The following is a 25,142-nucleotide window of genomic DNA, read 5'->3' as shown; positions in this document are numbered from 1 at the left end:
GAGTTGTTTTTATAAGTATTATTTAGTGAAAGCCTCTATTGATTACAATTACCATTTAAAAGATCTTGTTTTGTAGGATTATAATTATTCTCTAATATTTCAAAATCAGAAATAGTATAAGTAATGTTACTAATTGGATCAGTAACTATTGTTTCTGTGTCATCAATATTTGAAATCATTTGAGTATTTAAACTACAAAAATTAATTAAACTCACATTGTCTGTAATTTCAATGGTTCCTAATTCAGAAAGATTCTCCAATCCATTTAAATTATTTAATAGTTTATTGTTTGATATAACTAAAGAACTAAGTTTCTTAAGAGATTCTAAACCAGATAAGTTTTGTAATATTGCATGATTAGCAATGATTAACGTTTGAAACTCTTCTAAATGGCTTAAAGCTGTTATATCTGTAAGTAAGTCAGAATTAGCTATAGTAAAGTTAAATTCTTTAGCATATTCGTCTGTAATTTTAATGTTTTCAATACCTTTTAAACTAGTTAAGTTAGTATTACTATCAATTAAAATATCCGTATCTGTAAGTTTCTCTATACCTTGTAAGTTTACTAAACTAGAGTTACTAGTAATAACTAAAAATGTATTAACTTTAATTAGGTTCTCTAAACCTTTAAGATTAATTAAATTATTATTATATCTTATATACAAATAATCTTCTACAATAGTTAAATTCTCTAAACCGGTTAAATCTGTAGCAGTAATATTTTCTATTTCTAAAGTACCAGTAATTTTAGTGTAATTTCCTGCAATAAATTCTTCAAGATCTTGATCAGAATTAATTTCATAATCGCCTTCATAAATGCGTTCGTTAACTATCTCTACAGCACCATTACAAACTATAATGTTTTTAATTAAATTATTTACATTAAAAATAAAATCATTCTCTTTTATAATATCATTTACCCCATTGATAACTCTAATTTTTCCTTTGTAAGTTGTAGTTGTATCATAATTACATAAAACTTTTGTTATACTATATTTTCCTTCAGTGTCGGCATAAGCTGTCACTAAATCTTGTTGATTACCGTTTTCTAATTCAATAGTAAAAACTTTATTAGCCCAAATTTCATTATTACATTTGTTTAATACTCCATTTAAAGTTAAGTATCTAGCGTTATTAAAGCTTACTAAAAATTCTTTTTGAGTAGTCTGATTTATAATACCAACAGGTAATGTAATTGTTTCACAGTCTGTAATTATGTTTAAATTATAATTAGCACCTTTAGGAGCTTTAATTACTGTAAACTCTCCTTTATTGTCTGTTTCTACTTCAATTTCGTAAGAACCATTACTATTAGTCGCTTTTAATATTGCTTTTTGATTAGCTAAAAGATTATTATTAGTATCTTTTAAAACAACAGTTAAATCAATAGTTTCTCCTGGAACATCTAAATTATATGTGGAGAAATGTTTAACACTAGCAATATATTGATTACCATTTTTAGTTGCGGTTCCTGTTTGTACCCAAAGTCCTTTTTCTTCGTTTAAATGCCAAAAAGGTATAGTTGTAGGATCATTATTACCAGCAGGTAATTTAATAGTAGCTTCTTTGCCTTCAAAAATTTCTAGTTCGTTCCCTGAATTATCAGTTAAATCAACTTTAATCATTCCTTTAGAAATTAAAGATTGCAGTGAATTACTATCATCTAACCCAACTAATGTTCCTGGCATAGACTGAACAAAAGTTTCTGAATTTGGGTTATAATAAGTAACGGTAGTTTTAACTTCACCTTCGTATAAATTTCCATTTTGATCAGCGATTGCATCTTTAGGAAATTCAATTGAAATATTATCATTTGATACTACTCCGCCTTCAGCAGCTGAAAATATTTTAATAAAGGTTGGTTTTAATAATGTAACAGTAACATTTGAAACTCCGTTAGTTGATGGAGTTATTGTTTTTATACTAGGAGTATATCCATTAGCATTAACATTAATTGCTTGAAAATCTTTATTTACTGTTATATTCTCTATTAGAGTAAAGCCATTATTGTTTGTATGGCTTTCTTTATTAGCTATTTTAACAGTGGCATTACTGATTGAATTATTATCTTCATCAATAACTGTAATACTGAAATTAGTAGTAATGCTTTCTGAAGTTAAAACTTTATCTAATCGAGAAGTTTCATTATTAATAGCTTCAATTCCAGTATTAACTCCTGTTGTTTGTTTTTGAGGAATATCATCTTTATCACAAGAAAGTATGAAAAATAAAGAAAGTAAAAGGAAGGTGATTTTTTTAAGAAAAGGGGTGTTTAGTTTCATGTTCAATTTTTTAAGGAGCAAATCTAACTTTTTTACTTATAACTTTTTAATTATCAAGTAAAATATCATGGATTGTAAGAAAACTTTAAAATCACTATTTTTACAAGCTACAAATTTGCAAACAAATAAAAAATCAACATAAAAATTATGTATAATTCAAAAATAACAGGTTTAGGTTATTATGTGCCAGATAATGTGGTGACTAATAATGACTTAAAAGAGTTTATGGATACCTCTGATGAGTGGATTCAAGAAAGAACTGGTATTAAAGAGCGTAGATGGATAGACCCAAAAACTGAAGATACTACTGCGGTTATGGGAGCTAAAGCGTCTAGAATTGCGATTGAGCGTGCTGGTTTAACTAAAGATGATATTGATTTTATCATTTTCGCTACGTTGAGTCCGGATATGTATTTTCCAGGAGGAGGAGTTCAAGTACAAGATATGTTAGATATGCCAACTATTGGTGCATTAGATGTTCGTAATCAGTGTTCTGGATTTATATATGCTATGTCTGTTGCAGATCAGTTTATTAAAACAGGAATGTATAAAAACATTCTAGTAATTGGTGCTGAGAATCATTCAGGAGGATTGGAAAAATCAACTAGAGGTAGAGGTGTAACAGTTATTTTTGGTGATGGAGCAGGAGCTGCCGTACTTTCTCGTACAGAAGAAGAAGGAAAAGGAATTTTATCTTCTCATTTGCATTCAGAAGGTAAGCATGCTAAAGAGTTAGTTTTAGAAGGACCATCTACAGGACGTTGGGTTCCTGAAATTTTAGAAAAGAACGATCCAGATGATGTTTCTTACTATCCTTATATGAATGGTCAGTTTGTATTTAAACATGCAATCGGACGTTTTTCTGAAGCCATTGTTGAAGGATTACAAGCAAACGGATTAGAAAAGGATGATATTGATATGTTAATTCCTCACCAAGCGAATTTACGTATTGCACAGTTTATCCAAAAGAAGTTCCAATTATCAGATGATAAGGTGTATAATAACATTATGAAGTATGGTAATACTACTGCAGCTTCTGTTATTATAGCTTTAACTGAAGCTTGGGAAAAAGGAAAAATAAAAGATAATGATTTAGTAGTTTTAGCTGCTTTTGGTAGTGGATTTACTTGGGGATCTGTAGTGATTCGTTGGTAATAAAAAATTACATAATTAATAGTATAAAAAAAAATCCGAAGCATTAGCTTCGGATTTTTTACTTAGAGCTTTAAGGTTTAAAAGAAACCTCCACCTCCTTGTTTTTCATTATTATCTCTTCTTCTGCGTTGTTTAGCTTTGTTTTTACCGCCACCAAATCTATAGTTGAATCCTAAGAAAGTAGTTCTACTTTCCCATTTAAAACGTCCGTTTTGTGGAAATAAGTTGTCAGAATTAAATTTGAATCTCATTGTATTGAAAATGTCATTTACTCTAAAAGTAATATTTCCTTTCCCTTTAAATACTGAATAATTAGCTCCAACGTTAACCATCTTCATAGCGTCTACATCCCATTGAATATCTTTTCTAGGTCCACGATACATAGCGAATAATTGTAAACGTAATCTTTTATTTACAGTAAAACTATTGCTAATACGAGCATTAAAAACTTCATTTTGTACTTCTAATCTTTCAGCATTTGGATTGTCTAATTCTGTTGTTCCGAATTGCTTTTGAGAGTAAAAATCCATACTAGCATTTGCACGCCACCATTTAGCGATTCTATAGTTTGCAGAAAGCTCTAAACCATACGAATCAGTATCATCAAAATTTCTAAAGGTTAATAATTGAGCTTCTGGGTTTACATTGTCTTTATCTAAAGTTGTTACTCTATTAATTACGTCTGTAATATTTCTGTAAAAACTTCCTAAAGTAATCGACCCTCCTTTAACTTTTCTTGTATAGTTAAATTCAATAGAGTTAGTAAATTGAGGTCTTAAAGTTTCTTCTCCTACAGAAGTAATTAAAGGTGTACTCCATTCTCTGATAGGATTTACTTGTTGTATGCTAGGTCTATCTACTCGTTTACTATAACTTAATTGAAATTGATCTTTGTCGTTAGGGTTATAAGTAAAGAATGCAGATGGATACACTGTGAAAATTTCATCAGTAACTTTTTCACTCCTTAATTGACCACTTTCATCTAAACCATTAAAAACACCTTCAATTTCAAATTGTTCTAAACGAGCACCTAATTGCATATTAACTTTTCCCAATTTGTGTGCATAATTTACGTATCCAGAGTAAATGTCTCTATCGTAAGTAAAATCTGAATTACCTAAATCAACAAAGCTAATAGGGTTAGTTGTAATATCAACTCGCTGTTGATTTGTTATATTAGTGTTTTCAGTACCATCAACTCTATATTCAAAACCTAATTCTAACTTTCCGTTTTTAGAAATAGGGTTTGTATAATCAATATTAATTAAAGTATTATTTCTTTCATTATTAATATCATTAAAATAGTTTAAAGTACCATTTGTTGTATTTAATAAATCGTTGTTTCTTAAAAATTGAGGACTTTTGTTAATAGAATAAGTAGCTTCGAATTCTATATTATGTCCTTTCTTTTTAAAATCTCTTTTATAATTTACATTATAAGTCTGATTATGACTATCAGAAGTTTGAGAGTTAGGCGCATTATTTGTTAAAACATCATTCTCATCAAAAATTAATGAACGACCGCTAGCATCGCTGTCAAACCAATTTTGAGTAGTATAGAAGGATAAAGTGTTTTTATCATCTAAATAAATATCAGCTCCTAATTTTAATAAATGAGATTGATTATCATTTGTAAAAATAAAATCTTGATAATTAGACTCGCTATTTACAAAACCGAAATTATACCTTTCTCCTCCTCTATAACCATAGTTACCAAAGAAGTTAACATTTCCAGTTTTATAATTCATATTAGTACCTGCATTATAACGTACAAAATGTCCTGCCTCTACACCAGTGTTAATAGAACCATTAAAGCCCATATTGGCATTTTTGTTAAGAACAATATTAATTATTCCACTCATACCTTCTGGATTGTATTTTGCAGATGGGTTTGTGATTAATTCCACACTTTTAATTGAAGTAGAAGGAATTTGTTTTAAAAGCTGACTAGCAGGAATGTTAGTTGGTCTTCCGTCTACTAAAACACGTACATTTTCGTTACCTCTTAAACTAATGTTACCAGATTGACTATCTACACTAACTGATTGTACATTATTTAATAATTCAGAAGCAGTAGCTCCTGCAGAAGTTAAATCCTTACCTACATTAATAACTTTTCTATCTACTTTTTGAGTTACTGTTGATGTTTCAGCACGAACTTCAACTTCATCTAATGTAGTGCTGTCTTCGGTAAGCGCAATAGTTCCTAAGTTAACTCTTCTTCTTTTGTTGTTAATAGCAATAGGTTTTGTGACTGTCTTGTAACCAATAAATTGAATTTCAACAAGATTATTACCTTCAGGAATATTTTTGATAGAAAATGTCCCATTATCATTGGTAATTCCACCAGTTAAAATTTTATTGGCAGTATCTTTGATTATAATATTTACATATGGTAGTGGCTCTTTAGTTGCTTGGTCGATTACTTTACCAGAAACTAAGCCGGGTTTGGGTAAATTACTTTTCGGCATTTGTGCCATTAAATTGACACTAAATGCTGTTAAAAGGATTAGTAGTATGTTTTTCATTTTGTTTATTTTAAATTGTTTTGATGCCTAATAGACTCGTTATTGATAACTTTTGTTACTATCTTTAACAGAGTTTAACGAATCATTAACAATTATGAAAAAAACTACTTTAGTTGTAGGAGCATCTTTAAATCCCACTAGATATTCTAATATTGCTATTAAAAGATTAATAGACAGAAATATAAATACCAAGGCAATTGGTTTAAGAAAAGGAAACATACATACGGTTACTGTTGAAACTGAAAAAATATTGTTTGAAGGTATTGATACAGTAACTTTATATTTAAATCCGAAAAGGCAAGAGGAGTACTACAATTATATATTAGAATTAAGCCCTAGAAGAGTGATTTTTAATCCAGGAACAGAAAATTTTGAATTTATAAAGCTTTTAAAAGAAAAAGGGGTAGAATCAGAAATTGCTTGTACGTTAGTGTTGCTGTCGACCAATCAATACTAATTTAGAACTTTTACAGGAAATGAATTTATAGAATGTAAATTACCAGCTTCAGCTAATTCTACATTTTTAAAAACGGCTTGTGCTTCTTTTTTAAAGCCTTTTAAGTTCGAATATCTACTAGAGTAATGTCCTATCACCAACTTTTCTACATTAGCATTATTTGCAATTGTAGCTGCTTGTTCAGCTGTTGAGTGTTTTGTTTTTTCGCATAAATCTTCTCTATCGTTTAAAAAAGTAGCTTCATGGTATAATAAATCTACATTTTTGATAATAGGAATTATAGAAGGTTTATATGCTGTATCACTACAAAAAGCATAACTTTTTGGTTTCGGAGGGTCAATAGTTAACTCATCATTCATAACAACTTCACCAGTAGATAGCACATAATCTTTACCAGCTTTAATATTATGATAATCGCAAGTTTCTATTTCATCATACTGCTGAATATTAGCGATATGCAATTTTCTGAGTTTAGGCTTCTCTTTAAACAAAAAACCATTAGTATATACTCTGTGATCTAAAGGGATTGTATAAATTGTTACTTTATCATCTTCAAAAATCAGCTCACTTTCTTTAGATTCTAATTCATGAAAAATTAATTGATACTTTGTCCAAGATTTAGATAACTTTAATTGAAGTACTGTGATTTCTTTGATTCCTTTAGGCCCATAAATATGTAAGTCTTTTTCTCTATTCAATATTCCGAATGTTGAAATTAAACCAATTAAACCAAAAAAATGATCGCCATGTAAATGAGAGATAAAGATGTGATTTATTTTAGAAAAACCAACTTTATACTTTCGCATTTGACGCTGGGTACCCTCACCACAATCAATTAAAAAATGACGATTGTTTATTTCTAAATATTGAGAAGTAGGATATGCATTAACCCTAGGAGTAGCAGAATGGCACCCTAAAATCGTTAAATTTAAACTCATTTATCTAATAACAAAGCGTTTAGAAATAATTTCATCTTTACTTTGAATAGCATAAATGTACATTCCTGTTTTTAAATTTTGACGCTCAAATGGAAATGAATTATGACCTTTATTAGTGGTAATTTCTTTACTAAAAACAGTTTTACCTAAAACATTTCTAACAGTAAATATAATAGATTGCTCTTTTTTAGCGTTAAAGTATATAGTAGTATTATTTATAAATGGATTAGGCGAAGCAACTAACTTATCGATAGACTTTTCTTGAGAAAAACTAGATAATGTTACTAAGAAAATAAATAAGAAAAGTATTTTTTTTACCATATGTTAATCATTTAGGGGGATTATGAAATAATAAGGTTAAAAACCTAATTCACGCTGAATATTTTCCATTTCAATAATATCTTGAGCTTCTAATAAAGTAGGCACGATATTTAATGTTTCAGGAAAATCATCAATATCCACATCATTTACAATAATTACAAAAGATGTGCCATTCTCTTGATGACCTACCGCGTAACTCAAAAATAGGAAAATATTTTCTTTAGAAACAGGGAATTTTTCTAAAATTTGAATAATAAGGTGTTTTTCCCCATAACTAGAATGTTCTTTTTCAAAGTTCGAAAAGAAGCTAGAGAAAGAATTCTCATCAGGATTTATTAAAATATATTCTTTTTTGTCTTCAACAATCATTATTATCTTTTTATTTGTTGTGCTAGTAAATATATAACAGCCATACGTACAGCAACCCCATTTTCTACTTGATTTAAAATAATTGATTGATTACTATCGGCAACATCACTTGTTAGTTCTACACCACGGTTTATAGGCCCTGGATGCATAATTACAATATCCTTGCCAAGGTTATCAAGTATTTGTTTATTAATTCCGAACAATTGAGTGTATTCTCTAGTTGATGGAAAGTATTTTATATCCATACGTTCATGCTGTACACGTAAAACGTTTGCAACATCACACCATTCAAGAGCTTTCTTTAGGTTAGTTTCAACTTCAACTCCTAAGCTCGAAATATATCTAGGAATTAAGGTAGTTGGTCCACAAACTTTAACTTTTGCACCTTGTAATTGTAAAGCAAAGATGTTTGATAATGCCACACGAGAATGTAAAACATCACCAACAATAACGATTTTCTTCCCTTTTAAATTGCTGTTTAAAGCTTCTCGCATCGAAAAGCTATCTAACAATGCTTGTGTAGGGTGCTCATGTGTACCATCACCAGCATTGATAATTTTTGCATCAACATGTTTTGATAAGAAAATACCAGCACCAACACTTGCATGACGCATCACAACAATATCAACTTTCATTGATAAAATATTGTTTACTGTGTCGATTAAAGTCTCTCCTTTTTTAACTGATGATTGCCCTGCAGAAAAATTAATAACATCTGCAGATAAACGTTTTTCAGCTAGTTCAAAAGATAACTTAGTACGTGTGCTGTTTTCAAAAAATAAATTAGCAATAGTTATATCGCGAAGTGAAGGAACCTTTTTTATTGGTCGGTTAATTACCTCTTTAAAATGAGCAGCAGTTTCAAAAATAAGCTCTAAATCGGTTTTGTTAAGGTATTTAATACCTAATAAATGTTCAACGCTTAACTGCTTCATTTTAGTTTAATTTTTTTATCATAACTAATCAAGCTTTGATAGCTTGGGTTCAAGGTAAATAGTATCTTCTTTATGAGTTTCTTGCCAATTAACTACTACTTTTTCTTCATTAATTGCATCAACTTGTCTTCCTCGGTAATTAGGTTGAATTGGTAGATGACGACTGAAACGACGATCAATTAGTACTAGTAACTCAATATTTTCTGGTCTACCGTAAGATTGAATAGCTGTTAAAGCACTTCGTACACTTCTTCCTGAAAATAAAACATCATCAATAATCACTACTTTTTTTCCTTCGATTAAAAAATCTATTTGAGTAGATGTAGCCTCTAAAGGTTCATCTCTTCTACGAAAATCATCACGATAAAACGTAATATCTAATAAACCTAATTGAAGGTTTTTAATGCCATAATCTGTAGTTAATAATTTAGCTAATCGATTTGCTAAATAGCTACCTCTTGGTTGAAGTCCTATTAATACGGTATTAGAAAAGTCGTTATGATTTTCGATTAACTGACAGGCTAATCGATGCAGAATGATTTCAATTTCTTTTGAAGTAAGTAGTGTTTTTCTGCTCATGTTTTGCTACCAAATTGGTTTGATAGTTCAACGTTCAAAAATAAAGCAAAAAATATCGTCAACAAAATTAAAGTTGATGAAAGATAAAACTAAATGAATAAAATTATCTTTACATTTGCCAACTTTTACAATAGTCGACAATATTATGATGAAATATATTAAGAGTAAGAAGATTAACATTAAAGATGATACGTTAGCAGGTATCACAGTTTCTCTTGCAATGATACCAGAAGTAGTTGCCTTTGCTTTTGTAGCTCAAATAGATCCTTTAGTAGCACTTTCAGGCGCTTTTATTATAGGTTTAATTACAGCAATATTTGGTGGGAGACCAGGTCTTATTTCAGGAGCAGCAGGTGCTGTAGCAGTAATTTTTGTTTATATGATTGCTGAAGGTCACAAGAAAGGAATGTTGATGGATACTCCTATAGATAATATGGGATATTACTACTTGTTAGGCGCAGTTATTTTAATGGGACTGATTCAGGTTTTAGCAGGGGTGTTAAAACTAGGACGTTTTGTGCGTTTAATTCCGCATCCTGTAATGATGGGGTTTGTAAACGGATTAGCGATTGTGATTTTTATTGCTCAAGTTAAAATGTTTTCTCATAAAGAGTTAAGTGTTTCTGCTGAGGGAGTTAAAGAATATAAAAATATATTTATGCAAGGGGCTGAGTTATATACCATGTTAGGATTGGTATTATTAACTATGGCAATTATTTGGGGATTACCAAAGTTAACAAAGAAAGTACCAGCAGCTTTAACAGCAATTATTGTAACTACAGCTATTGTGGTTATTTCTGGAATGGATGTAAGTACAGTTGGATCTTACATTAGAGAAGGTGGTGGAGATGGTTTATCAGGAAAATTTCCTACTCCAAATCTAGAGTTATGGCAAAACTTACCATTTAATTTAGATACGTTATTTTTTATACTTCCATATGCTTTCTTAGCAGCTTCGGTAGGTTTGATTGAATCATTAATGACGATGAATTTAGTAGATGAATTAACAGATTCTAGGGGTAACGGAAATAAAGAATGTGTGGCTCAAGGAGCAGGTAATATTGTAAGTGGATTGTTTGGTGGAACAGGTGGTTGTGGTATGATTGGTCAAACTGTAATTAATATTAATGCAGGTGGTAGAGGACGTTTATCAGGAGTAACAATGGCATTAACATTATTAACGTTTATTCTTTTTGCTGATAAATATATAGAACAAGTACCTATCGCTGCCTTAGTAGGGGTAATGTTTATGATGGTAATTGAAACATTTGCTTGGTCTAGTTTTAGAATTATGAATAAGATTCCAAAATCAGATGTATTTGTATTGATTATTGTGTCGGCAGTTACTGTAATTTTCGATTTAGCAATCGCGGTATTTGTTGGGGTAATTGTAAGTGCATTAGTATTTTCTTGGGAAAGTGCTAAAAAGATTAGAGCTAGAAAGCGTATGAAAGATGATGGAACTAAAATTTACGAAATTTGGGGACCTTTATTCTTTGGTAGTATTACAGCTTTTAATGAAAAGTTTGATATTAAAAATGATCCTGAAACTGTAGAAATTGATTTCGTAGAATCTAGAGTTGCAGACCATTCAGCCATTGAAGCTATTTTTGCTTTGGTAGAAAAATATCAAGCAGCAGGTAAAAAAGTAACATTAAAACATTTAAGTGAAGACTGTAAAGTGTTATTATATAAGGCAAGTCCTATTTTTACAGGAGTTATTGAAGAAGCAGTAGATGATCCTCGTTATCATTTAGCGGCTAACCCTGAAGATTTTCCAAAACCTTTATCAGAATATAAGTTTTAAATAAAAAATCCCGCTAGAGCGGGATTTTTTTATGATTTACATTTTGTTTAGCGGACTAATAATTTCAACATCACTAAAAGCAATTGCACCTCTAATAACTCCATCAATAGTGCTTTTAAGAGCTTCTATTAACTGCATTTTTAATTGTGATTTATGATAGATTAAACTCACTTCCCTTGCCGGTGGAGGTGTTTCAAATTCTCTTAAATGTTCTCTGTCTTTTTCATTTAAATCTAAAGTGTTTAAATAAGGCAATAAAGTCATTCCTAATCCATCTTTAGAAAGCTTAATTAAAGTATCAAAACTCCCACTTTCTAATTGAAAGTGATTGGTAGAGCTTCGTTTGTTTGTTCTACATAGATTGATAACACTATCTTTAAAACAATGACCATCTTCTAAAAGAAGAATATCATCAACTTCTAAATCTTCAACATTTATTTTTGTTTTTTCATATAAACGATGCTCATTAGGAATCAATCCTACAAAAGGTTCGTAATACAAAACACGTTCTTTTATTGCTTCATTTTCTAACGGGGTAGCAGCTAATGCAGCATCGATATGACCATCAGTTAATTTACGTACAATTTCTTCAGTAGTTAATTCTTCAATAATTAATTGAACCTTCGGATAGTTTTTACTAAATGTTTTTAAGAACATTGGAAGTAATGTCGGCATTATAGTAGGTATTATTCCTAGTTTAAATTCACCGCCAACATATCCTTTTTGTTGATGAACAATATCAATAATGCGATTACTTTCATCAACAATAACTTTTGCTTGCTCAACAATTCTCTTACCTACTTCTGTTAACTCTATAGGTTTTTTAGAACGATTAAATATTTTAGCATCCAATTCATCTTCTAATTTTTGAATTTGCATACTCAAAGTTGGCTGGGTAACAAAACAATGTTCAGCAGCAATGGTAAAGTTTTTATATTCGGCAACAGCAAGTGTATATTTTAGTTGTGTAATAGTCATCTATAAAAATTTTTGATAAAGATATTAAAACTATCAATGAAATTTATAGTTTTTGCAGTTAAAATTGAAATAATTTTGTGAGTGTAAAACAAGAACAATAAAAAAGAAAAACAATGAGCACAACAATTTTAGGGTTAGATAAAGAGAAAACTATAGGGTTAGTAAATGAGTTAAATACACTATTAGCAAACTTTCAAGTATATTATCAGAATGTAAGAGGATTACACTGGAATATTAAAGGAAAGAACTTTTTTGAATTACATGTAAAATTTGAAGAGTTTTATACTGATGCTCAGGAAAAAGTTGATATGATAGCAGAGCGTATTTTAACACTGCATGGAACACCATTACATACTTTTAACGATTATACAAAGTTAGCTTCAGTTCCTGTAGGTAAAAATATTTCTAATGATGAAGAAGCTGTGAAATTAGTAGTTACTTCATTAGCTGAATTATTAAAAATAGAACGATCTATATTAGAATTGTCTGATGAAGCAGATGATGAAGGAACAAATTCTATGATGAGTGATTTTATCTCAGAACAAGAAAAAACACTTTGGATGATGAATGCTTGGTTGGGTTAAAATAAATACTTAACTAAAATACGAATACTAACAAAGGCAATCAATATAGCGGTTGCCTTTTTTAGTTGAATAGGGGTAAATAATTTGTTACTCAATCTACTTCCAATTTGGCCTCCAATAAAAACAGTAATCAACAAAATAGAAGTCAAGTTCCAATCAATCATGAAATTAGGATTTGAGTATTGACCAATCAATCCAGCAATTGAGTTTACCAAAATAAAAAAACTAGCTGTTGCAGCGATTTTTTTAGGAGTATCCCAATTGGTTAAATGGAGTAGTGGAGCTAAGAAAATTCCTCCACCAATACCAACCATTCCTGAAATAAAACCAATTAATCCGCCGTAGCTAGCATTTTTAACAGGACTTATTTTATTATTTGACTCTTTATTAGAAGAAACAAATCTTTTTGATATCCACATAGAAATTGCAGCGAACAAAAGTGTAACTCCTAAAAGAATAAAGAAGAATGTTTGATTTATTTTTAAATAGCCACCAACAAAAGCTAACGGAATACTAAATAAAACTAACGGAATCACTTTTTTCCAATTAAATATTTTCTGTTGATAGAATAGCCAAACATTCCCAGAAACTACTACAATATTACACAATAATGCAGTTGCTCTAATTTGCGTAAAAGCTATACCTGTTAGTGCTAGAATTGCTAAATAGCTAGATCCACCACCAAAACCTACAGATGAATATAAAATAGCAACGGTAAAAAAGAGCAAAATAATATGCCAATTACAAGTAAGAGTTTCAAGCAAAATTTCCATTGAATCAAATATATTAGAATTTTAATTCTTATAAATGATTTTTGTAGATTAGTTGGCTAAAATTATTGACCAACACAGATGAGTAACTATCACGTTAAAACTTTAGAAGAATATTTTCAGGTATATAGAAAATCAGTAAGAAACCCAGAATTGTTTTGGGAAGAAATTGCTGAAGAGCATTTTGTTTGGAGAAAAAAATGGAATAATGTTTTAAGTTACGATTTCTCAAAACCAGAAATTAAATGGTTTGAAGGAGCAAAATTAAATATTACAGAGAATTGTATCGATCGTCATTTACAAATTAGAGGAGATAAAACAGCGATTTTATTAGAGCCTAATAACCCTGATGAACGAGCTGAACATATATCGTATAAAGAATTGCATAAAAGAGTATGTAAGTTTGCCAATGTTTTAAAAGAAAATGGAATTAAAAAAGGAGATAGGGTCTGTATTTATTTGCCTATGATTCCTGAATTAGCAATATCTGTTTTAGCTTGTGCTCGTATTGGAGCTGTACATTCGGTTGTATTTGCAGGGTTTTCTTCAACAGCATTGTCAACAAGAATAAACGATTGCGAAGCTAAAATGGTAATTACTTCTGATGGTTCTTATAGAGGAGCAAAAACAATCGATTTAAAAGGAATTGTTGATGAAGCTATAGAAAGTTGTGAGTGTATTGATACAGTTTTAGTTGCTAAACGAATCGACTCAGAAATTAATATGAAAGAAAATCGTGATAAATGGTTACAACCTTTGTTAGATGAAGCTTCAGAAAATTGTGAGCCAGAAATAATGGATGCAGAAGATCCACTATTTATTTTATATACTTCAGGTTCAACAGGTAGTCCGAAAGGAATGCTACACACTACTGCTGGGTACATGATTTATACGGCATATACTTTTAAAAATGTATTTAATTATAAAGAAAACGATGTGTATTGGTGTACAGCTGATATTGGTTGGATAACAGGGCATAGTTATATTGTATATGGACCTTTAGCTAATGGAGCTACTACTGTAATGTTTGAAGGTGTACCGAGTTACCCTGATTTTGGACGCTTCTGGGAAATTGTAGAAAAGCATAAAGTAAATCAGTTTTACACTGCACCAACTGCTATTAGGTCCTTAGCAAAAGAAAAATTAGACTTTGTAGACCAATATGATTTATCTTCTTTAAAAGTTTTAGGAACCGTTGGAGAACCTATAAATGAAGAAGCTTGGCATTGGTATAATGATAATGTAGGAAAAAAGAAAAGCCCAATAGTAGATACTTGGTGGCAAACAGAAACAGGAGGAATGATGATTTCTCCAATGCCTTATATAACTCCAACAAAACCAACGTATGCTACGCTACCATTACCGGGAGTACAATTAGCATTAATGGATGAAAATGGAGAAGAAATAAAAGGAAATCAAGTAGATGGTCGTTTATGTGTAAAGTATCCATGGCCATCGATGGCAAGAACAATTTGGGGCAATCATCAGCGATATAAGGATACTTACTTTTCAGCTTTTGAAAATAAGTATTTTACAGGAGATGGTGCTTTAAGAGATGAAGTAGGTTATTATCGAATTACAGGTAGAGTAGATGATGTAATTATCGTATCAGGTCATAATTTAGGAACAGCACCTATAGAAGATGCAATAAATGAACACCCTGCAGTAGCTGAAAGTGCCATTGTAGGCTTTCCGCATGATGTAAAAGGAAATGCCTTGTACGGTTACGTAATTTTAAAAGATGTAGGTGAAAGTAGAAATCATGATAACTTACGTAAAGAAATTAATCAAATTATTACTGAGCACATCGGACCAATAGCTAAGTTAAATAAAATTCAATTTACTGTTGGGCTTCCTAAAACACGATCAGGTAAAATTATGCGACGTATTTTACGTAAGATAGCACATAATGAACTAGATAATTTAGGAGATGTATCTACACTTCTAAACCCTGAAGTTGTACAAAGTATTATTGATGATAGGTTGTAACTACTTATGATTTCTTAACAAAGATATTAGTAAAGTACCATTTACCATCTGCACTTTTTTCAGCAGTAACATCAAAGTGAGTAAAATCACCCTCAATGTTCTTTTTATGACCTTCACTTTTTATCCACGCGTTAACTACAGATTCTGCAGAAGAATATCCGTAAGCTACATTTTCACCAACACCAATTGCGCTAGCATTTTTTGTTAAATATTCTTTGCGTTGGAAGAAAAAGTCATGAGATACCTCATTCTTATCAATCATATAGTTTGTATGATTATTAGTTTGAGTTTTAATCGTTTGTAGCTTGTCTAATGGAGAAAAACCATTACTAACTCTGTAATCATTAATACGACTTAAAATATCTGATTCTATTGCTTTTTCGCTGATTGTAGTAGTCACTTCTGGAGTGTTTTCAGCCAATTCGATTTCATTGCTCGATGAACATGATGTTAAAACTAGTGCACATAACACTACTAATAACCTTAGGGGATGGTTATTCATTATTTTGGGGGTTAGGGGTTTTAAAAAAATCTGGTCAAATATATAACGAATTATTGAATTGAAAAAAGTTAAAACGCTGATTTTTAGCAAAAAGGGTGTTTTTCCTGTGAGGTAAAAATAATGTAAAGTGTAACAAAATAAGAGAATATTCGTCATATAATAAACCAATACCACATTAACCATGAAGAAGAACAAGCAACTATTAGTAATAACTCATTTAAGTCAATTATTAGACTTTATAACTGGAATAGGAGGATTGATTGTACCATTACTATTATGGGCAGTAAAGAAGGATGAAGTTTTAGGAATGGATAAACATGGAAAAGCAATTATAAATTTTAGAATTTCAATGTTTTTATACGTATTATTATGTATTCCATTAGTTTTGCTTTTTGGTTTAGGACTATTAGGTTTTGTTGTAATTGGAATCTTCTATTTTATTTTTCCAATAATTAATGCTGTAAAAGCCAGTAATAACGAAGAACCTAGCTATCCTTTAAGCATACAATTTTTTAGTTAGTATATATTTTAAAAAAGAAAAACGCCTTTTAGAGGCGTTTTTTTATATAGCTTGTTTTATAAAGTCTTCATATTCATAATAAAATAACTCAAATTGTTCCATGGTTTCAACATAAAACTCATAACAATCTCTCCAAGTATTTTTATTATGAATGCTAAACTTTTTATCAAAAGGAACATAAATACGACGGATAATTTTTCGATTATCTAACTCAAAACTATCGTGATATATTACTTCAGGTAAATATTCAGTTTCTAAAATCTTTTTTAATGCTAATAACTGATCGTATAATAATTCATTAGCAACATCATCTGGGTTTTCGAAATCTAAACATACAGATGCGTTTTTACGATCTGCTTGAAATTTAAAAGCAAACCCTTTTATTTTAGTATTGTATAATAACCACTTTCTTGGAAAAGATTTTCCGAAACTAGTCCAAAATTCTTTTCGTAAGCGAGCTGATTCTTCTTTACTAAACATTATCCATGGATTTTAGCAACAGTTCCACGGTTTCTCATCATTTCAGCTTCAAAAGCAATTAAATCATTCCATTTCTTATCTACAATTTCTCTATCTTGATATTGACGAGCAAATCCTAAAAATATAGTATAATGATTCGCTTCAGAAATCATTAAGTCTTTATAGAATTTCGATAACTCTTCGTCTTCCATATTTTCAGAAAAAACTTTAAAACGCTCACAACTTCTAGCTTCTATTAAAGCGGCAATTAACAAACGTTGAATTAAAGCTTCAGTACGATCTTTAGTTTTAGTAAAGAACTTTTGTAACTGAATAGCATAATCGTTTTTTTGCTCTCTACCTAAAACCATTCCACGTTTAACCATAAAATCATGTACCATTTTAAAATGCTCCATTTCTTCAATAGCAATTGCACTCATGCTTTGCACTAATTCTGTTTCTTCAGAATAGTTGATAATTAAAGAAACAGCATTTGATGCCGCTTTTTGCTCTAAAAATGCATGATCTGTTAATATTTGTTGTAAGTTATCTTTGGCAATATCTGCCCAAGAAGTTTCAGTTTCGAATTTTAATCCTAACATAATTGTATTTGAAAGCGCAAAGTTATAAAAAAGGAGAAAGCTTTATGTTGTTTTTAAATGATAAAGTTTTTATTATTGCCATCGATTTTTTAACTCATTTGCTATGAAAAACAATAAACACATACTTATACTATTATTTATTACTTTATTTTTAAGTTCTTGTATGCCAACAAGGCATTATATAAATAATGTTGTTAAAACAGGGGAGATTGATAAATCTAGTACCAAACAAATTTTAATAGCAGGTAATGATAAAGTAGAATTAAACAACTTTAAAAAAACGTTCGAGAAAAATTTTAAAACTGATAAAGCATTTTTAGAATCATATTTAAATGAATTTCGAACATATATAAAACTTAACAATCAGTATTCAAAAGTAGAAATTGATGCTAATAAAAATTGGGATTTATTAGCAGAAGGATATAATGCAGGAAATCAGAATAGCATAAATTTATTATTTTTAAATACTAATCAGAATTATTTGTTTTATATAAAGGGTTTTAAAATAGATAATAGAATAGTAACTTCTTATTCTCCAGGATTTGGACCTGGAAGTTTTGGGCAGCATAATTCTACAGAATTTTGTGTTGTAACAACAAAATTTGCTGTTTATGATATTAAAAAACAAAAACAGTTATTAGAGTTTGACGCTATTGGAGAGAGTTCAGTTTTTATGTTTGATTTTACCAAAACATTGTTAAAAGCTAAAGCAAGGTCTATAGAAAATGCTGTAAAATATATTAAGACAGGAAAAACTTCCTAGTGTATTTATACTTAATAGTTCTTTTTATTAAAACCTTTGTATAGACTACCTATCTTTGCTATCGAAATAAATTTCATAGATATAAAAGGATTATGGCAAGTACGATAAAAACGCAAGAAGATATTTTAGTAAAACTAAATATCTATGAATTAAATGAAATGCAGCAGAATGCTATTTCAACAGTTGATAAAACAACAAATACAATTATTCTTTCTCCTACAGGAACTGGTAAAACGTTAAGTTTTTTATTACCAGTATTAAAATTAATTGATCCTGATAAAAAGGAAGTTCAAGTATTAATTTTAGTGCCATCAAGAGAATTAGCGATTCAAATAGAGCAAGTAATTCGTGAAATGGGAACAGGTTTAAAAGTAAATGCTGTTTACGGTGGACGCTCAATGACTAAAGATAAAACAGAGTTAAAACATATACCAAGTATTTTAATAGGAACACCTGGTAGAATTGCAGATCATTTTGCTAACGATCGTTTTTCTAAGGATCATATTAAAACGTTAATTTTAGACGAGTTCGATAAATCGTTAGAAGTAGGTTTTGAGTACGAAATGAGAGGAATTATCAACCAATTACCAAATATTAGTAAACGTATTTTAACATCAGCAACTCAAGAAGCTGAAATTCCAAATTTTGTAGGTTTAAACAATCCAACAGTATTAAATTACTTAACAGGTAAAACACCAAAAAAGTTAACCTTAAAAACAGTAGTTTCTCCAGCTAAAAATAAAAATCAAACTTTAGTTGATTTATTACAGCATATTGGTAACCAACAAGGAATAGTTTTTTGTAATTTGAAAGATAGTATACAACAGGTAAGTGAGTTTTTAACTAAGAATAAAATTGCTCATAGTTGTTTTTCTGGAGGAATGGAACAAAGAGATCGTGAACGTTCTTTGATTAAGTTTAGAAATGGAACAAGTCAAGTATTGTTAGCGACAGATTTAGCAGCAAGAGGAATTGACATTCCAGAAATGAATTATATTATTCATTATGAGTTACCACAACGAATAGAAGAGTTTACGCATAGAAATGGTAGAACTGCAAGAGTTAACGCAAAAGGAACCGCTTATATTTTAAAATGGCAAAAAGAAAGTTTGCCTGAGTTTATTAAAAATGCCCCGAATGTTGATATTTCTAATAAACAAAAAATGAAACCACGTTATTGGGAAACCTTATTTATTTCTGGAGGTAGAAAAGACAAAATCTCAAAAGGAGATATCGCTGGGTTGTTCTTTAAAAAAGGGAATTTAACCAAAGAGCAAGTAGGAGTTATCGAGTTAAAACAAGATTGCGCTTTTATTGCAGTACCAGTAACGGAAGCTAAACAACTCATAGAAAATTTAAATAACCGACGTTTAAAGAATAAGAAGGTTCGTATTAGTATTGTGTAATGAAAAAGAGTAGTGTTTTGTTTTTATTAATAAGTTTTTGAGTTATACGTTTATTTTCTGGTAAGTGAGATGGATTTAAGTAGAATGTTTGTTGCTATTATTATTTGAGAATAGTTTTAAATATTTATTATTCATTTACAAATAGTTCAATTTTGATATTTAAAGTGATTTATAACTAGCAGTTATTTTAAAAATTATCTAAAATGTTTTTTAATTTTTGAGAAAGTTCATACTCTTCGTTAACAATTGATGTATTTAAAAGAATTTCTAATTCTTTTTGAGTTCCTTTTCTTATAAGAGATAAACTAGATTCATGATATTTAAATTGTTCACCTAATTTTTCAGGATAGCCATCTACTAATACACAATGATATAAATATCTTCCTTTTGTATCAGGTTCGGTTTTTAATATATCATGTACTTGGAAATCTAAGTCTATAAAATTACTATGTGTTATTATATCTCCTAAAGTGTATTTGTTATATATCCACATGGTAATAATTGCTGTTAGAAATTAATAATCTTACTAAGATAGTGCTTTTATTATTAGGGTGTCTTGTTTAAGTTGTTGTAATTCATTTAATTAAGTATTAATTGAGTGGTTTTTCACTATCTTTAAGATTAATTCACTTCATTTAAGAAAGCTATATTTAGCTCTCTTAAACTTATCTTCTTAATCCTAAGAATATATAAAATAAAATGTAAGCTTTTACTTTAGTTTTCAGTAATAAAACAAGATGAAAAAATGAAATTATATATAAAATACATGGTAAGCATGCGTTGTAAAATGCAGGTAGAGAAAGAGCTAAAAAAAATAGGTTTAAATTATTTTGTAGTAGAACTTGGTATGGTTGAGGTTTTAGAAAATGTATCAGAGGAAAAACGGATTCAATTAAAAAAGAAATTATTAAAGTGGGGATTGGAACTATTGGACGATAAACGAAGTATTTTAATTGAAAAGATAAAAGTTGTAATTATTAATATGATTCATCATTCTGAAGAAATTCCAAAAATTAATTATTCAGGCTATATAAGTAATAAGTTAGGTTATGATTATACATATTTAGCGAATACTTTTTCTGAAGTAAAAGGTATTACTATACAACACTATATAATTAACCATAAAATAGAGAAGATAAAAGAGTTATTGTTATACGATGAGTTAAATATAAAAGAAATAGCAAATAAACTTCATTATAGTAGTGCAGCCCATTTATCTAATCAATTTAAAAAATCAACAGGACTTACTCCTTCTTTCTATAAAAAAATGAAATTGAAACGAAAAAGAAATTTAGAAAACCTATGATATATGTAATAATTAAATAAAGTTATGTAACAAACTTACCCTTGTTATTTAAGACCTTTATATACTACAATATTTTATATAATTATTTAGATAAATAATTTAACATGAATGAGATACCAAAAAATAGTAATCTTAGTAAAAGAACGCTTGAAAGATTAACCCTTTTTTATAAACAAAGAACTGAAAACTTAATATTAAAACATAAAAACAATCCAAATGTCCAAAGAGAAGCAAATAAAACAAAAATCAGGAAAAACACCGCCTTCACGAACGCCCAAAGAAAAGAAAGCAGCTAAAATTGCAAAAAGAAATTTAAAAAATAGATCAGAATAAAAGTTGATTTTTTATCAAAAAAATAATATGAAAAATAAATATAAAACAGGAGATTTAGTTTTTGCAATAGTAAAGCCAGAGATATTATTAGAAATAAGAATATATGCTCGAAAAATTTACTATTGTACAATTAAAAATGATCCATTAGGTAAAGAGTTAGTTTACTTTGAAAGAGAGCTAAAACCATATAAAGTAGTTTAATAATGAGTTAAAAACCAAAGTATAATGAAAGTAGATGCATTAGTTTATTGTGAGAATGAATTTGGAAAGGTAGATGGGAAAGTAGCTAATGGTTTAGTTCGTCAATCAGATAGGTATAATATTGTAGGAGTTATAGATAGTTCTAAAGTAGGACAAGATGCAGGAGAAATTCTCGATGGTGTAAGAAATGAAATTCCAATTTTTAAGAACACTGAGAGCGCACTAGATATATTAGGTAGTATTCCTAGATACTTTATTTATGGTATTGCACCTCTCACTTCTTTTCTAGATGCTTCTCAAAAAGAAATAATATTATCAGCTATTAAAAGAGGAATGAACATTGTTAATGGTTTGCCCGAATTTTTAAATGACAATGCTGTATTTGCAAATATGGCAATTAAACACAGAGTTACTATTCAAGATGTAAGGAAGCCACCAAGACGAGAAAAGCTTCATCATTTCACAGGTGAGGTAAAAGAAGTTAAGGTTCCAGTTGTTATTGTCATGGGAACTGATTGTGCAGTAGGAAAACGAACATCTGCCTTACTTTTGGTAAATGCTTTAAAGAAAGAGGGAATTAAAGTGTCTTTTATAACTACTGGACAAACAGGATTGTTACAAGGCTCAAAATATGGAATAGCGGTTGATGTTTTAACATCAGGTTACGCATCAGGAGAAGTAGAGAATGCTATTTTAAATGCGTATAGAAAAGAGAAACCTGATATTATTATTGTAGAAGGACAAGGAGCTTTAAGCCATCCAGCATTTACTTCTTCAAGTGCTATTATACGAGGAGCAATGCCAGATGCAATTATTATTCAACATCCACCAAGAAGAAAAAAATATTGCGATTACCCCAAAATACCCATGTTAGGATTAGAAGGTGAAATAGAAATGATAGAAACATTTTCTAAAACAGAAGTCATAGCTATTACTATTAATCATGAGTGTATGACAGCTATCGAGGTTAAAAATGTTATTAAAGAATATGAATTAGAATATAACCTTCCTACAACAGATGCTTTAATGTATGGATGTGATAAATTAGTTACTGCATTAACCAAAAAATTTCCAAACTTAAAAAAAGATTTAGCCTTGGTTTGAGAACTCCAAGGATAGATATTGATATTCGAAAAATTACTCATAATATCCAACAATTAAAAAAGTTATACAAAACTAAAGGAATTGAAATTACAGGCGTAACAAAACTTGTTGGAGGTAACCCAAAAATAGCAGCTGTTTTAGTAGCAAATGGTATTGAAATTCTTGCAGATTCGCGAATTGAAAATATTAAGAAAATGATTAAGAGTGGGATTAAAGCACAATATTTATTGCTTAGAACACCATCTTTAAGTCAAGTAGAAGAAGTTGTTACCTATGCAGATATTAGTTTAAATTCTGAATTAAAAATTCTAAAAGAGCTTTCAAAGTACGCCTTAATACATCAGACTATTCATAAAGTAATTCTTATGGTAGAATTGGGTGATTTACGAGAAGGAATTATGCCTGTTGACATTGATAATACAGTAAAAGAAGTATTAGAGTTAAAAGGAATTGATTTTATAGGAATAGGAAGTAATTTAGCTTGCTATGGTGGAGTAAATCCAGATGTAAATAAGATGAATGAACTTTCATCAATAGCTATTCATTTAGAGAACAAATTTAAAATTAGACTAACAATTGTTTCTGGAGGAAATTCTGCAAATTATAATTGGTTCAAATCTTCAAAGAATACAGGTAGAATTAATAATTTACGTATAGGAGAATCCATGTTTTTAGGTAGAGAAGCACTTTGTAGAAAAGTAATACCAAATCTTTTTACAGATGCTTTTACATTAGTAGTAGAAATTATTGAAACAAAAATCAAACCCTCTAAACCTTACGGGAAAATATATCAAAATGCCAACGGTAAAATCAGAAAAATTAAAGATAAAGGAGTAATGAATAGAGGTATTCTTGCTATAGGAAGGCAAGATGTTGCTATTTCAGGAATTATACCTAAACAAAACATATCAATTTTAGGAGCAAGTAGTGATCATATCATGATTGATAATACAAAATCTAACTTAAACGTAGCAGATACTGTTGAATTTTCTTTGAATTATAAAGCGCTGTTAAGAGTTTTAAATTCTTCGTATATAACTAAAAATATAATATATTAAATGAATGTAAAAACATATTGTGAAGTAGTAGAAGCAAAAGATAAAAGAAATAAACTTTTAACTCCTTCAATTTAGATTAGAGAAAACCATTCACCATCAACTTTTCTAACTATACATATTTAGTTAGGTAACAACTTCAATTTTAAGAAAAAACGTATTTTAGTCGGACACTAATGTAAATCTATCTCTCCCCACCCAAGATTTCCTTAACAGCCGCTTGATATTTCTTAGGGTTCGTAGCTTTTTTAATTTTTTTATAGGTTTTACGAGGATCGGAAAAAGATTGTGAGAAATACTCCCAAAAACCTAACATTTTCATTTTTATTGGTGTTGGTCCAGATAAATAGGCATCATATTGCTCATAAATTTCATCGTGAAATTCTTTGAATATTTTCCATCTGTCTTTAGGATATTCAGTGGTGTTGTCTTTTATCATTTGTGGTAAAAACGGATCTGCAATTAAACCACGACCAATCATAAAATGTGTAATACTCGGAAAACGTTCTTTCATAGTATTAAAGCCTGCTACAGTAGTGATATCACCATTATAATATAATTGATGTTTGGCAACATCGATACATTTTTGAAAAGCATCTAAATCAACACCTCCTTTGTATAATTGTTTACCAATACGAGCATGGATAGCTACATTTTTTAAAGGGTATTTATCTAGTGTAGCAAATGAGTTCAAAATCTCCTCACTATTTTCATAACCCAACCTCATTTTCATTGAAACCAAAATATCAGTTTCATTATGAGCTTTATGTAATATTTCATCAATTCGAGCAGGATTACAAATCAAGCCAGATCCCATACCTGATTTTGTAACCATTGGGTAGGGGCAACCTAAATTCCAGTTTAACTCTTTATATCCTAAACTTTGTACATATTTAGCAACAAACAAAAACTCATCAGCATCGTTGGTGATTACTTGCGGAATTACCGTTAAAGTGTTGTTGTTTTCAGGTAATAAATCACGTTCATAACTCGATTTTATTTTCATTTTACCATTCAACCGAATATAAGGAGCATAATAAGTATCTATGCCGCCAAAATACTTGTGTTGAGCATTTCTAAAACGAAAATCGGTAAATCCTTGTAAAGGAGAAGAAAGTAAGGTAAAACTCATATTGTTTAGTAAGCTGCAAATATAACTTACTTATCATTTATAAAGAGTAACTATTATTTATACTTTT

General features: G+C 29.6%; 26 protein-coding genes. 12 read left to right on the top strand and 14 right to left on the bottom strand.

Going from position 1 to position 25,142, the window contains the following annotated elements; translation table 11 throughout:
• Positions 1-35: 35 nt before the first annotated feature.
• Positions 36-2,282, bottom strand: coding sequence for a carboxypeptidase-like regulatory domain-containing protein (locus H3Z83_RS01785; RefSeq protein ID WP_182123764.1), 2,247 nt, complete (start codon positions 2,280-2,282; stop codon positions 36-38).
• Between the two features lie 147 nt (positions 2,283-2,429).
• On the opposite strand from H3Z83_RS01785, the gene H3Z83_RS01780 reads away from it, so the two are divergent.
• Positions 2,430-3,437: a 3-oxoacyl-ACP synthase III family protein gene (locus tag H3Z83_RS01780; RefSeq protein ID WP_182123763.1), complete on the top strand. Its 1,008-nt coding sequence runs from the start codon at positions 2,430-2,432 to the stop codon at positions 3,435-3,437.
• Between the two features lie 77 nt (positions 3,438-3,514).
• Here the strand turns inward: H3Z83_RS01780 and H3Z83_RS01775 are convergent, their stop codons facing one another.
• Positions 3,515-5,965, bottom strand: a complete 2,451-nt coding sequence (locus tag H3Z83_RS01775; RefSeq protein ID WP_182123762.1) for a TonB-dependent receptor domain-containing protein — start codon at positions 5,963-5,965, stop codon at positions 3,515-3,517.
• Positions 5,966-6,059: 94 nt separating this feature from the next.
• Here H3Z83_RS01775 and H3Z83_RS01770 point away from each other — a divergent pair, with 94 nt between their 5' ends.
• Positions 6,060-6,422 carry a CoA-binding protein gene (locus H3Z83_RS01770; protein WP_182123761.1) on the top strand — a complete coding sequence of 121 codons (363 nt, stop codon included), beginning with the start codon at positions 6,060-6,062 and terminating at the stop codon, positions 6,420-6,422.
• Here the strand turns inward: H3Z83_RS01770 and H3Z83_RS01765 are convergent.
• Genes H3Z83_RS01765 through pyrR form a run of 5 tightly spaced genes read right to left on the bottom strand, consistent with a single transcriptional unit; the run spans position 6,419 to position 9,564 of the window.
• The gene (locus tag H3Z83_RS01765) at positions 6,419-7,360 is read right to left on the bottom strand and encodes a ribonuclease Z (protein ID WP_182123760.1); all 942 of its coding nucleotides are present in this window, start codon (positions 7,358-7,360) and stop codon (positions 6,419-6,421) included. The two genes, H3Z83_RS01770 and H3Z83_RS01765, sit on opposite strands and share 4 nt — an antisense overlap.
• Positions 7,361-7,681 (bottom strand): T9SS type A sorting domain-containing protein, encoded by a 321-nt coding sequence (locus H3Z83_RS01760; protein ID WP_182123759.1) that lies wholly within the window; start codon positions 7,679-7,681, stop codon positions 7,361-7,363.
• 36 nt (positions 7,682-7,717) lie between these two features.
• A complete protein-coding gene (locus tag H3Z83_RS01755) occupies positions 7,718-8,050 on the bottom strand; it encodes a hypothetical protein (protein ID WP_182123758.1) in 333 nt (110 codons plus the stop codon).
• A gap of 2 nt (positions 8,051-8,052) precedes the next feature.
• Positions 8,053-8,985, bottom strand: a complete 933-nt coding sequence (locus H3Z83_RS01750; protein ID WP_182123757.1) for an aspartate carbamoyltransferase catalytic subunit — start codon at positions 8,983-8,985, stop codon at positions 8,053-8,055.
• Positions 8,986-9,009: 24 nt separating this feature from the next.
• The gene (gene pyrR, locus H3Z83_RS01745; RefSeq protein WP_182123756.1) at positions 9,010-9,564 is read right to left on the bottom strand and encodes a bifunctional pyr operon transcriptional regulator/uracil phosphoribosyltransferase PyrR; all 555 of its coding nucleotides are present in this window, start codon (positions 9,562-9,564) and stop codon (positions 9,010-9,012) included.
• Positions 9,565-9,709: 145 nt separating this feature from the next.
• Here pyrR and H3Z83_RS01740 point away from each other — a divergent pair, with 145 nt between their 5' ends.
• On the top strand, positions 9,710-11,371 hold the full coding sequence (locus H3Z83_RS01740) for a SulP family inorganic anion transporter (protein WP_182123755.1): 1,662 nt from the start codon (positions 9,710-9,712) through the stop codon (positions 11,369-11,371).
• Between the two features lie 36 nt (positions 11,372-11,407).
• Here the strand turns inward: H3Z83_RS01740 and H3Z83_RS01735 are convergent, their stop codons facing one another.
• Positions 11,408-12,349, bottom strand: a complete 942-nt coding sequence (locus H3Z83_RS01735) for a hydrogen peroxide-inducible genes activator (protein WP_182123754.1) — start codon at positions 12,347-12,349, stop codon at positions 11,408-11,410.
• Between the two features lie 113 nt (positions 12,350-12,462).
• On the opposite strand from H3Z83_RS01735, the gene H3Z83_RS01730 reads away from it, so the two are divergent.
• Positions 12,463-12,933 carry a Dps family protein gene (locus tag H3Z83_RS01730; protein ID WP_182123753.1) on the top strand — a complete coding sequence of 157 codons (471 nt, stop codon included), beginning with the start codon at positions 12,463-12,465 and terminating at the stop codon, positions 12,931-12,933.
• On the opposite strand, the gene H3Z83_RS01725 is transcribed toward H3Z83_RS01730, so the two are convergent.
• Positions 12,930-13,706 carry a sulfite exporter TauE/SafE family protein gene (locus H3Z83_RS01725; RefSeq protein ID WP_182123752.1) on the bottom strand — a complete coding sequence of 259 codons (777 nt, stop codon included), beginning with the start codon at positions 13,704-13,706 and terminating at the stop codon, positions 12,930-12,932. The two genes, H3Z83_RS01730 and H3Z83_RS01725, sit on opposite strands and share 4 nt — an antisense overlap.
• 78 nt (positions 13,707-13,784) lie before the next feature.
• Between H3Z83_RS01725 and acs the strand changes: the two genes are divergently transcribed.
• Positions 13,785-15,692 (top strand): acetate--CoA ligase, encoded by a 1,908-nt coding sequence (acs, locus tag H3Z83_RS01720; RefSeq protein ID WP_182123751.1) that lies wholly within the window; start codon positions 13,785-13,787, stop codon positions 15,690-15,692.
• A 4-nt stretch (positions 15,693-15,696) separates the two neighbouring features.
• Here the strand turns inward: acs and H3Z83_RS01715 are convergent, their stop codons facing one another.
• Positions 15,697-16,194: a CAP domain-containing protein gene (locus H3Z83_RS01715; RefSeq protein WP_182123750.1), complete on the bottom strand. Its 498-nt coding sequence runs from the start codon at positions 16,192-16,194 to the stop codon at positions 15,697-15,699.
• A 181-nt stretch (positions 16,195-16,375) separates the two neighbouring features.
• Between H3Z83_RS01715 and H3Z83_RS01710 the strand changes: the two genes are divergently transcribed.
• Positions 16,376-16,714 (top strand): DUF4870 domain-containing protein, encoded by a 339-nt coding sequence (locus H3Z83_RS01710; protein ID WP_182123749.1) that lies wholly within the window; start codon positions 16,376-16,378, stop codon positions 16,712-16,714.
• A gap of 42 nt (positions 16,715-16,756) precedes the next feature.
• Here H3Z83_RS01710 and H3Z83_RS01705 read toward each other — a convergent pair whose 3' ends face one another.
• Entirely contained in the window at positions 16,757-17,194 is a 438-nt protein-coding gene (locus H3Z83_RS01705) for a DUF4268 domain-containing protein (protein WP_182123748.1), read from the bottom strand.
• Positions 17,194-17,775, bottom strand: a complete 582-nt coding sequence (gene miaE / locus H3Z83_RS01700) for a tRNA-(ms[2]io[6]A)-hydroxylase (protein WP_182123747.1) — start codon at positions 17,773-17,775, stop codon at positions 17,194-17,196. The genes H3Z83_RS01705 and miaE overlap by 1 nt, the downstream gene beginning before the upstream one ends.
• A 103-nt stretch (positions 17,776-17,878) precedes the next feature.
• Here miaE and H3Z83_RS01695 point away from each other — a divergent pair, with 103 nt between their 5' ends.
• Together H3Z83_RS01695 and H3Z83_RS01690 are read left to right on the top strand one after the other, a co-directional pair.
• The gene (locus tag H3Z83_RS01695; protein WP_182123746.1) at positions 17,879-18,538 is read left to right on the top strand and encodes a hypothetical protein; all 660 of its coding nucleotides are present in this window, start codon (positions 17,879-17,881) and stop codon (positions 18,536-18,538) included.
• 92 nt (positions 18,539-18,630) lie between these two features.
• Positions 18,631-19,944: a DEAD/DEAH box helicase gene (locus H3Z83_RS01690; protein WP_182123745.1), complete on the top strand. Its 1,314-nt coding sequence runs from the start codon at positions 18,631-18,633 to the stop codon at positions 19,942-19,944.
• A 187-nt stretch (positions 19,945-20,131) separates the two neighbouring features.
• Here the strand turns inward: H3Z83_RS01690 and H3Z83_RS01685 are convergent, their stop codons facing one another.
• Positions 20,132-20,437: a hypothetical protein gene (locus tag H3Z83_RS01685; RefSeq protein ID WP_182123744.1), complete on the bottom strand. Its 306-nt coding sequence runs from the start codon at positions 20,435-20,437 to the stop codon at positions 20,132-20,134.
• 252 nt (positions 20,438-20,689) lie between these two features.
• On the opposite strand from H3Z83_RS01685, the gene H3Z83_RS01680 reads away from it, so the two are divergent.
• The 4 genes from H3Z83_RS01680 (at position 20,690) to H3Z83_RS01665 (ending at position 23,946) form a co-directional block, all read left to right on the top strand.
• Positions 20,690-21,250, top strand: coding sequence for a helix-turn-helix domain-containing protein (locus H3Z83_RS01680; protein ID WP_182123743.1), 561 nt, complete (start codon positions 20,690-20,692; stop codon positions 21,248-21,250).
• 360 nt (positions 21,251-21,610) lie between these two features.
• Positions 21,611-21,784 carry a hypothetical protein gene (locus tag H3Z83_RS01675; protein WP_182123742.1) on the top strand — a complete coding sequence of 58 codons (174 nt, stop codon included), beginning with the start codon at positions 21,611-21,613 and terminating at the stop codon, positions 21,782-21,784.
• A 24-nt stretch (positions 21,785-21,808) separates the two neighbouring features.
• A complete protein-coding gene (locus H3Z83_RS01670) occupies positions 21,809-22,888 on the top strand; it encodes a DUF1611 domain-containing protein (RefSeq protein ID WP_182123741.1) in 1,080 nt (359 codons plus the stop codon).
• Positions 22,885-23,946 (top strand): alanine/ornithine racemase family PLP-dependent enzyme, encoded by a 1,062-nt coding sequence (locus H3Z83_RS01665; protein ID WP_220455435.1) that lies wholly within the window; start codon positions 22,885-22,887, stop codon positions 23,944-23,946. The genes H3Z83_RS01670 and H3Z83_RS01665 overlap by 4 nt, the downstream gene beginning before the upstream one ends.
• 181 nt (positions 23,947-24,127) lie before the next feature.
• On the opposite strand, the gene H3Z83_RS01660 is transcribed toward H3Z83_RS01665, so the two are convergent.
• Positions 24,128-25,075, bottom strand: coding sequence for a tRNA dihydrouridine synthase (locus H3Z83_RS01660; RefSeq protein ID WP_182123740.1), 948 nt, complete (start codon positions 25,073-25,075; stop codon positions 24,128-24,130).
• Positions 25,076-25,142 lie beyond the last annotated feature (67 nt).

The sequence above is a fragment of the Tenacibaculum pelagium genome (genome assembly GCF_014062345.1).
Classification (GTDB): Bacteria; Bacteroidota; Bacteroidia; order Flavobacteriales; family Flavobacteriaceae; genus Polaribacter; species Polaribacter pelagius.
The sequence above is the reverse complement of the archived record's forward strand: the minus strand, read 5'-3'. Positions and strand labels throughout refer to the sequence as shown.

Coding starts and splice junctions, on each gene's coding strand:
- H3Z83_RS01680 (WP_182123743.1), top strand. CDS start 20,690: ATGAAATTATATATAAAATACATGGTAAGCATGCGTTGTAAAATGCAG.
- H3Z83_RS01675 (WP_182123742.1), top strand. CDS start 21,611: ATGAAAAATAAATATAAAACAGGAGATTTAGTTTTTGCAATAGTAAAG.
- H3Z83_RS01690 (WP_182123745.1), top strand. CDS start 18,631: ATGGCAAGTACGATAAAAACGCAAGAAGATATTTTAGTAAAACTAAAT.
- H3Z83_RS01715 (WP_182123750.1), bottom strand. CDS start 16,194: ATGAATAACCATCCCCTAAGGTTATTAGTAGTGTTATGTGCACTAGTT.
- H3Z83_RS01740 (WP_182123755.1), top strand. CDS start 9,710: ATGATGAAATATATTAAGAGTAAGAAGATTAACATTAAAGATGATACG.
- H3Z83_RS01710 (WP_182123749.1), top strand. CDS start 16,376: ATGAAGAAGAACAAGCAACTATTAGTAATAACTCATTTAAGTCAATTA.
- H3Z83_RS01775 (WP_182123762.1), bottom strand. CDS start 5,965: ATGAAAAACATACTACTAATCCTTTTAACAGCATTTAGTGTCAATTTA.
- H3Z83_RS01765 (WP_182123760.1), bottom strand. CDS start 7,360: ATGAGTTTAAATTTAACGATTTTAGGGTGCCATTCTGCTACTCCTAGG.
- H3Z83_RS01705 (WP_182123748.1), bottom strand. CDS start 17,194: ATGTTTAGTAAAGAAGAATCAGCTCGCTTACGAAAAGAATTTTGGACT.
- H3Z83_RS01730 (WP_182123753.1), top strand. CDS start 12,463: ATGAGCACAACAATTTTAGGGTTAGATAAAGAGAAAACTATAGGGTTA.
- H3Z83_RS01670 (WP_182123741.1), top strand. CDS start 21,809: ATGAAAGTAGATGCATTAGTTTATTGTGAGAATGAATTTGGAAAGGTA.
- H3Z83_RS01785 (WP_182123764.1), bottom strand. CDS start 2,282: ATGAAACTAAACACCCCTTTTCTTAAAAAAATCACCTTCCTTTTACTT.
- H3Z83_RS01685 (WP_182123744.1), bottom strand. CDS start 20,437: ATGTGGATATATAACAAATACACTTTAGGAGATATAATAACACATAGT.
- H3Z83_RS01755 (WP_182123758.1), bottom strand. CDS start 8,050: ATGATTGTTGAAGACAAAAAAGAATATATTTTAATAAATCCTGATGAG.
- miaE (WP_182123747.1), bottom strand. CDS start 17,775: ATGTTAGGATTAAAATTCGAAACTGAAACTTCTTGGGCAGATATTGCC.
- H3Z83_RS01760 (WP_182123759.1), bottom strand. CDS start 7,681: ATGGTAAAAAAAATACTTTTCTTATTTATTTTCTTAGTAACATTATCT.
- H3Z83_RS01780 (WP_182123763.1), top strand. CDS start 2,430: ATGTATAATTCAAAAATAACAGGTTTAGGTTATTATGTGCCAGATAAT.
- H3Z83_RS01695 (WP_182123746.1), top strand. CDS start 17,879: ATGAAAAACAATAAACACATACTTATACTATTATTTATTACTTTATTT.
- H3Z83_RS01750 (WP_182123757.1), bottom strand. CDS start 8,985: ATGAAGCAGTTAAGCGTTGAACATTTATTAGGTATTAAATACCTTAAC.
- H3Z83_RS01735 (WP_182123754.1), bottom strand. CDS start 12,349: ATGACTATTACACAACTAAAATATACACTTGCTGTTGCCGAATATAAA.
- H3Z83_RS01770 (WP_182123761.1), top strand. CDS start 6,060: ATGAAAAAAACTACTTTAGTTGTAGGAGCATCTTTAAATCCCACTAGA.
- H3Z83_RS01725 (WP_182123752.1), bottom strand. CDS start 13,706: ATGGAAATTTTGCTTGAAACTCTTACTTGTAATTGGCATATTATTTTG.
- H3Z83_RS01660 (WP_182123740.1), bottom strand. CDS start 25,075: ATGAGTTTTACCTTACTTTCTTCTCCTTTACAAGGATTTACCGATTTT.
- pyrR (WP_182123756.1), bottom strand. CDS start 9,564: ATGAGCAGAAAAACACTACTTACTTCAAAAGAAATTGAAATCATTCTG.
- acs (WP_182123751.1), top strand. CDS start 13,785: ATGAGTAACTATCACGTTAAAACTTTAGAAGAATATTTTCAGGTATAT.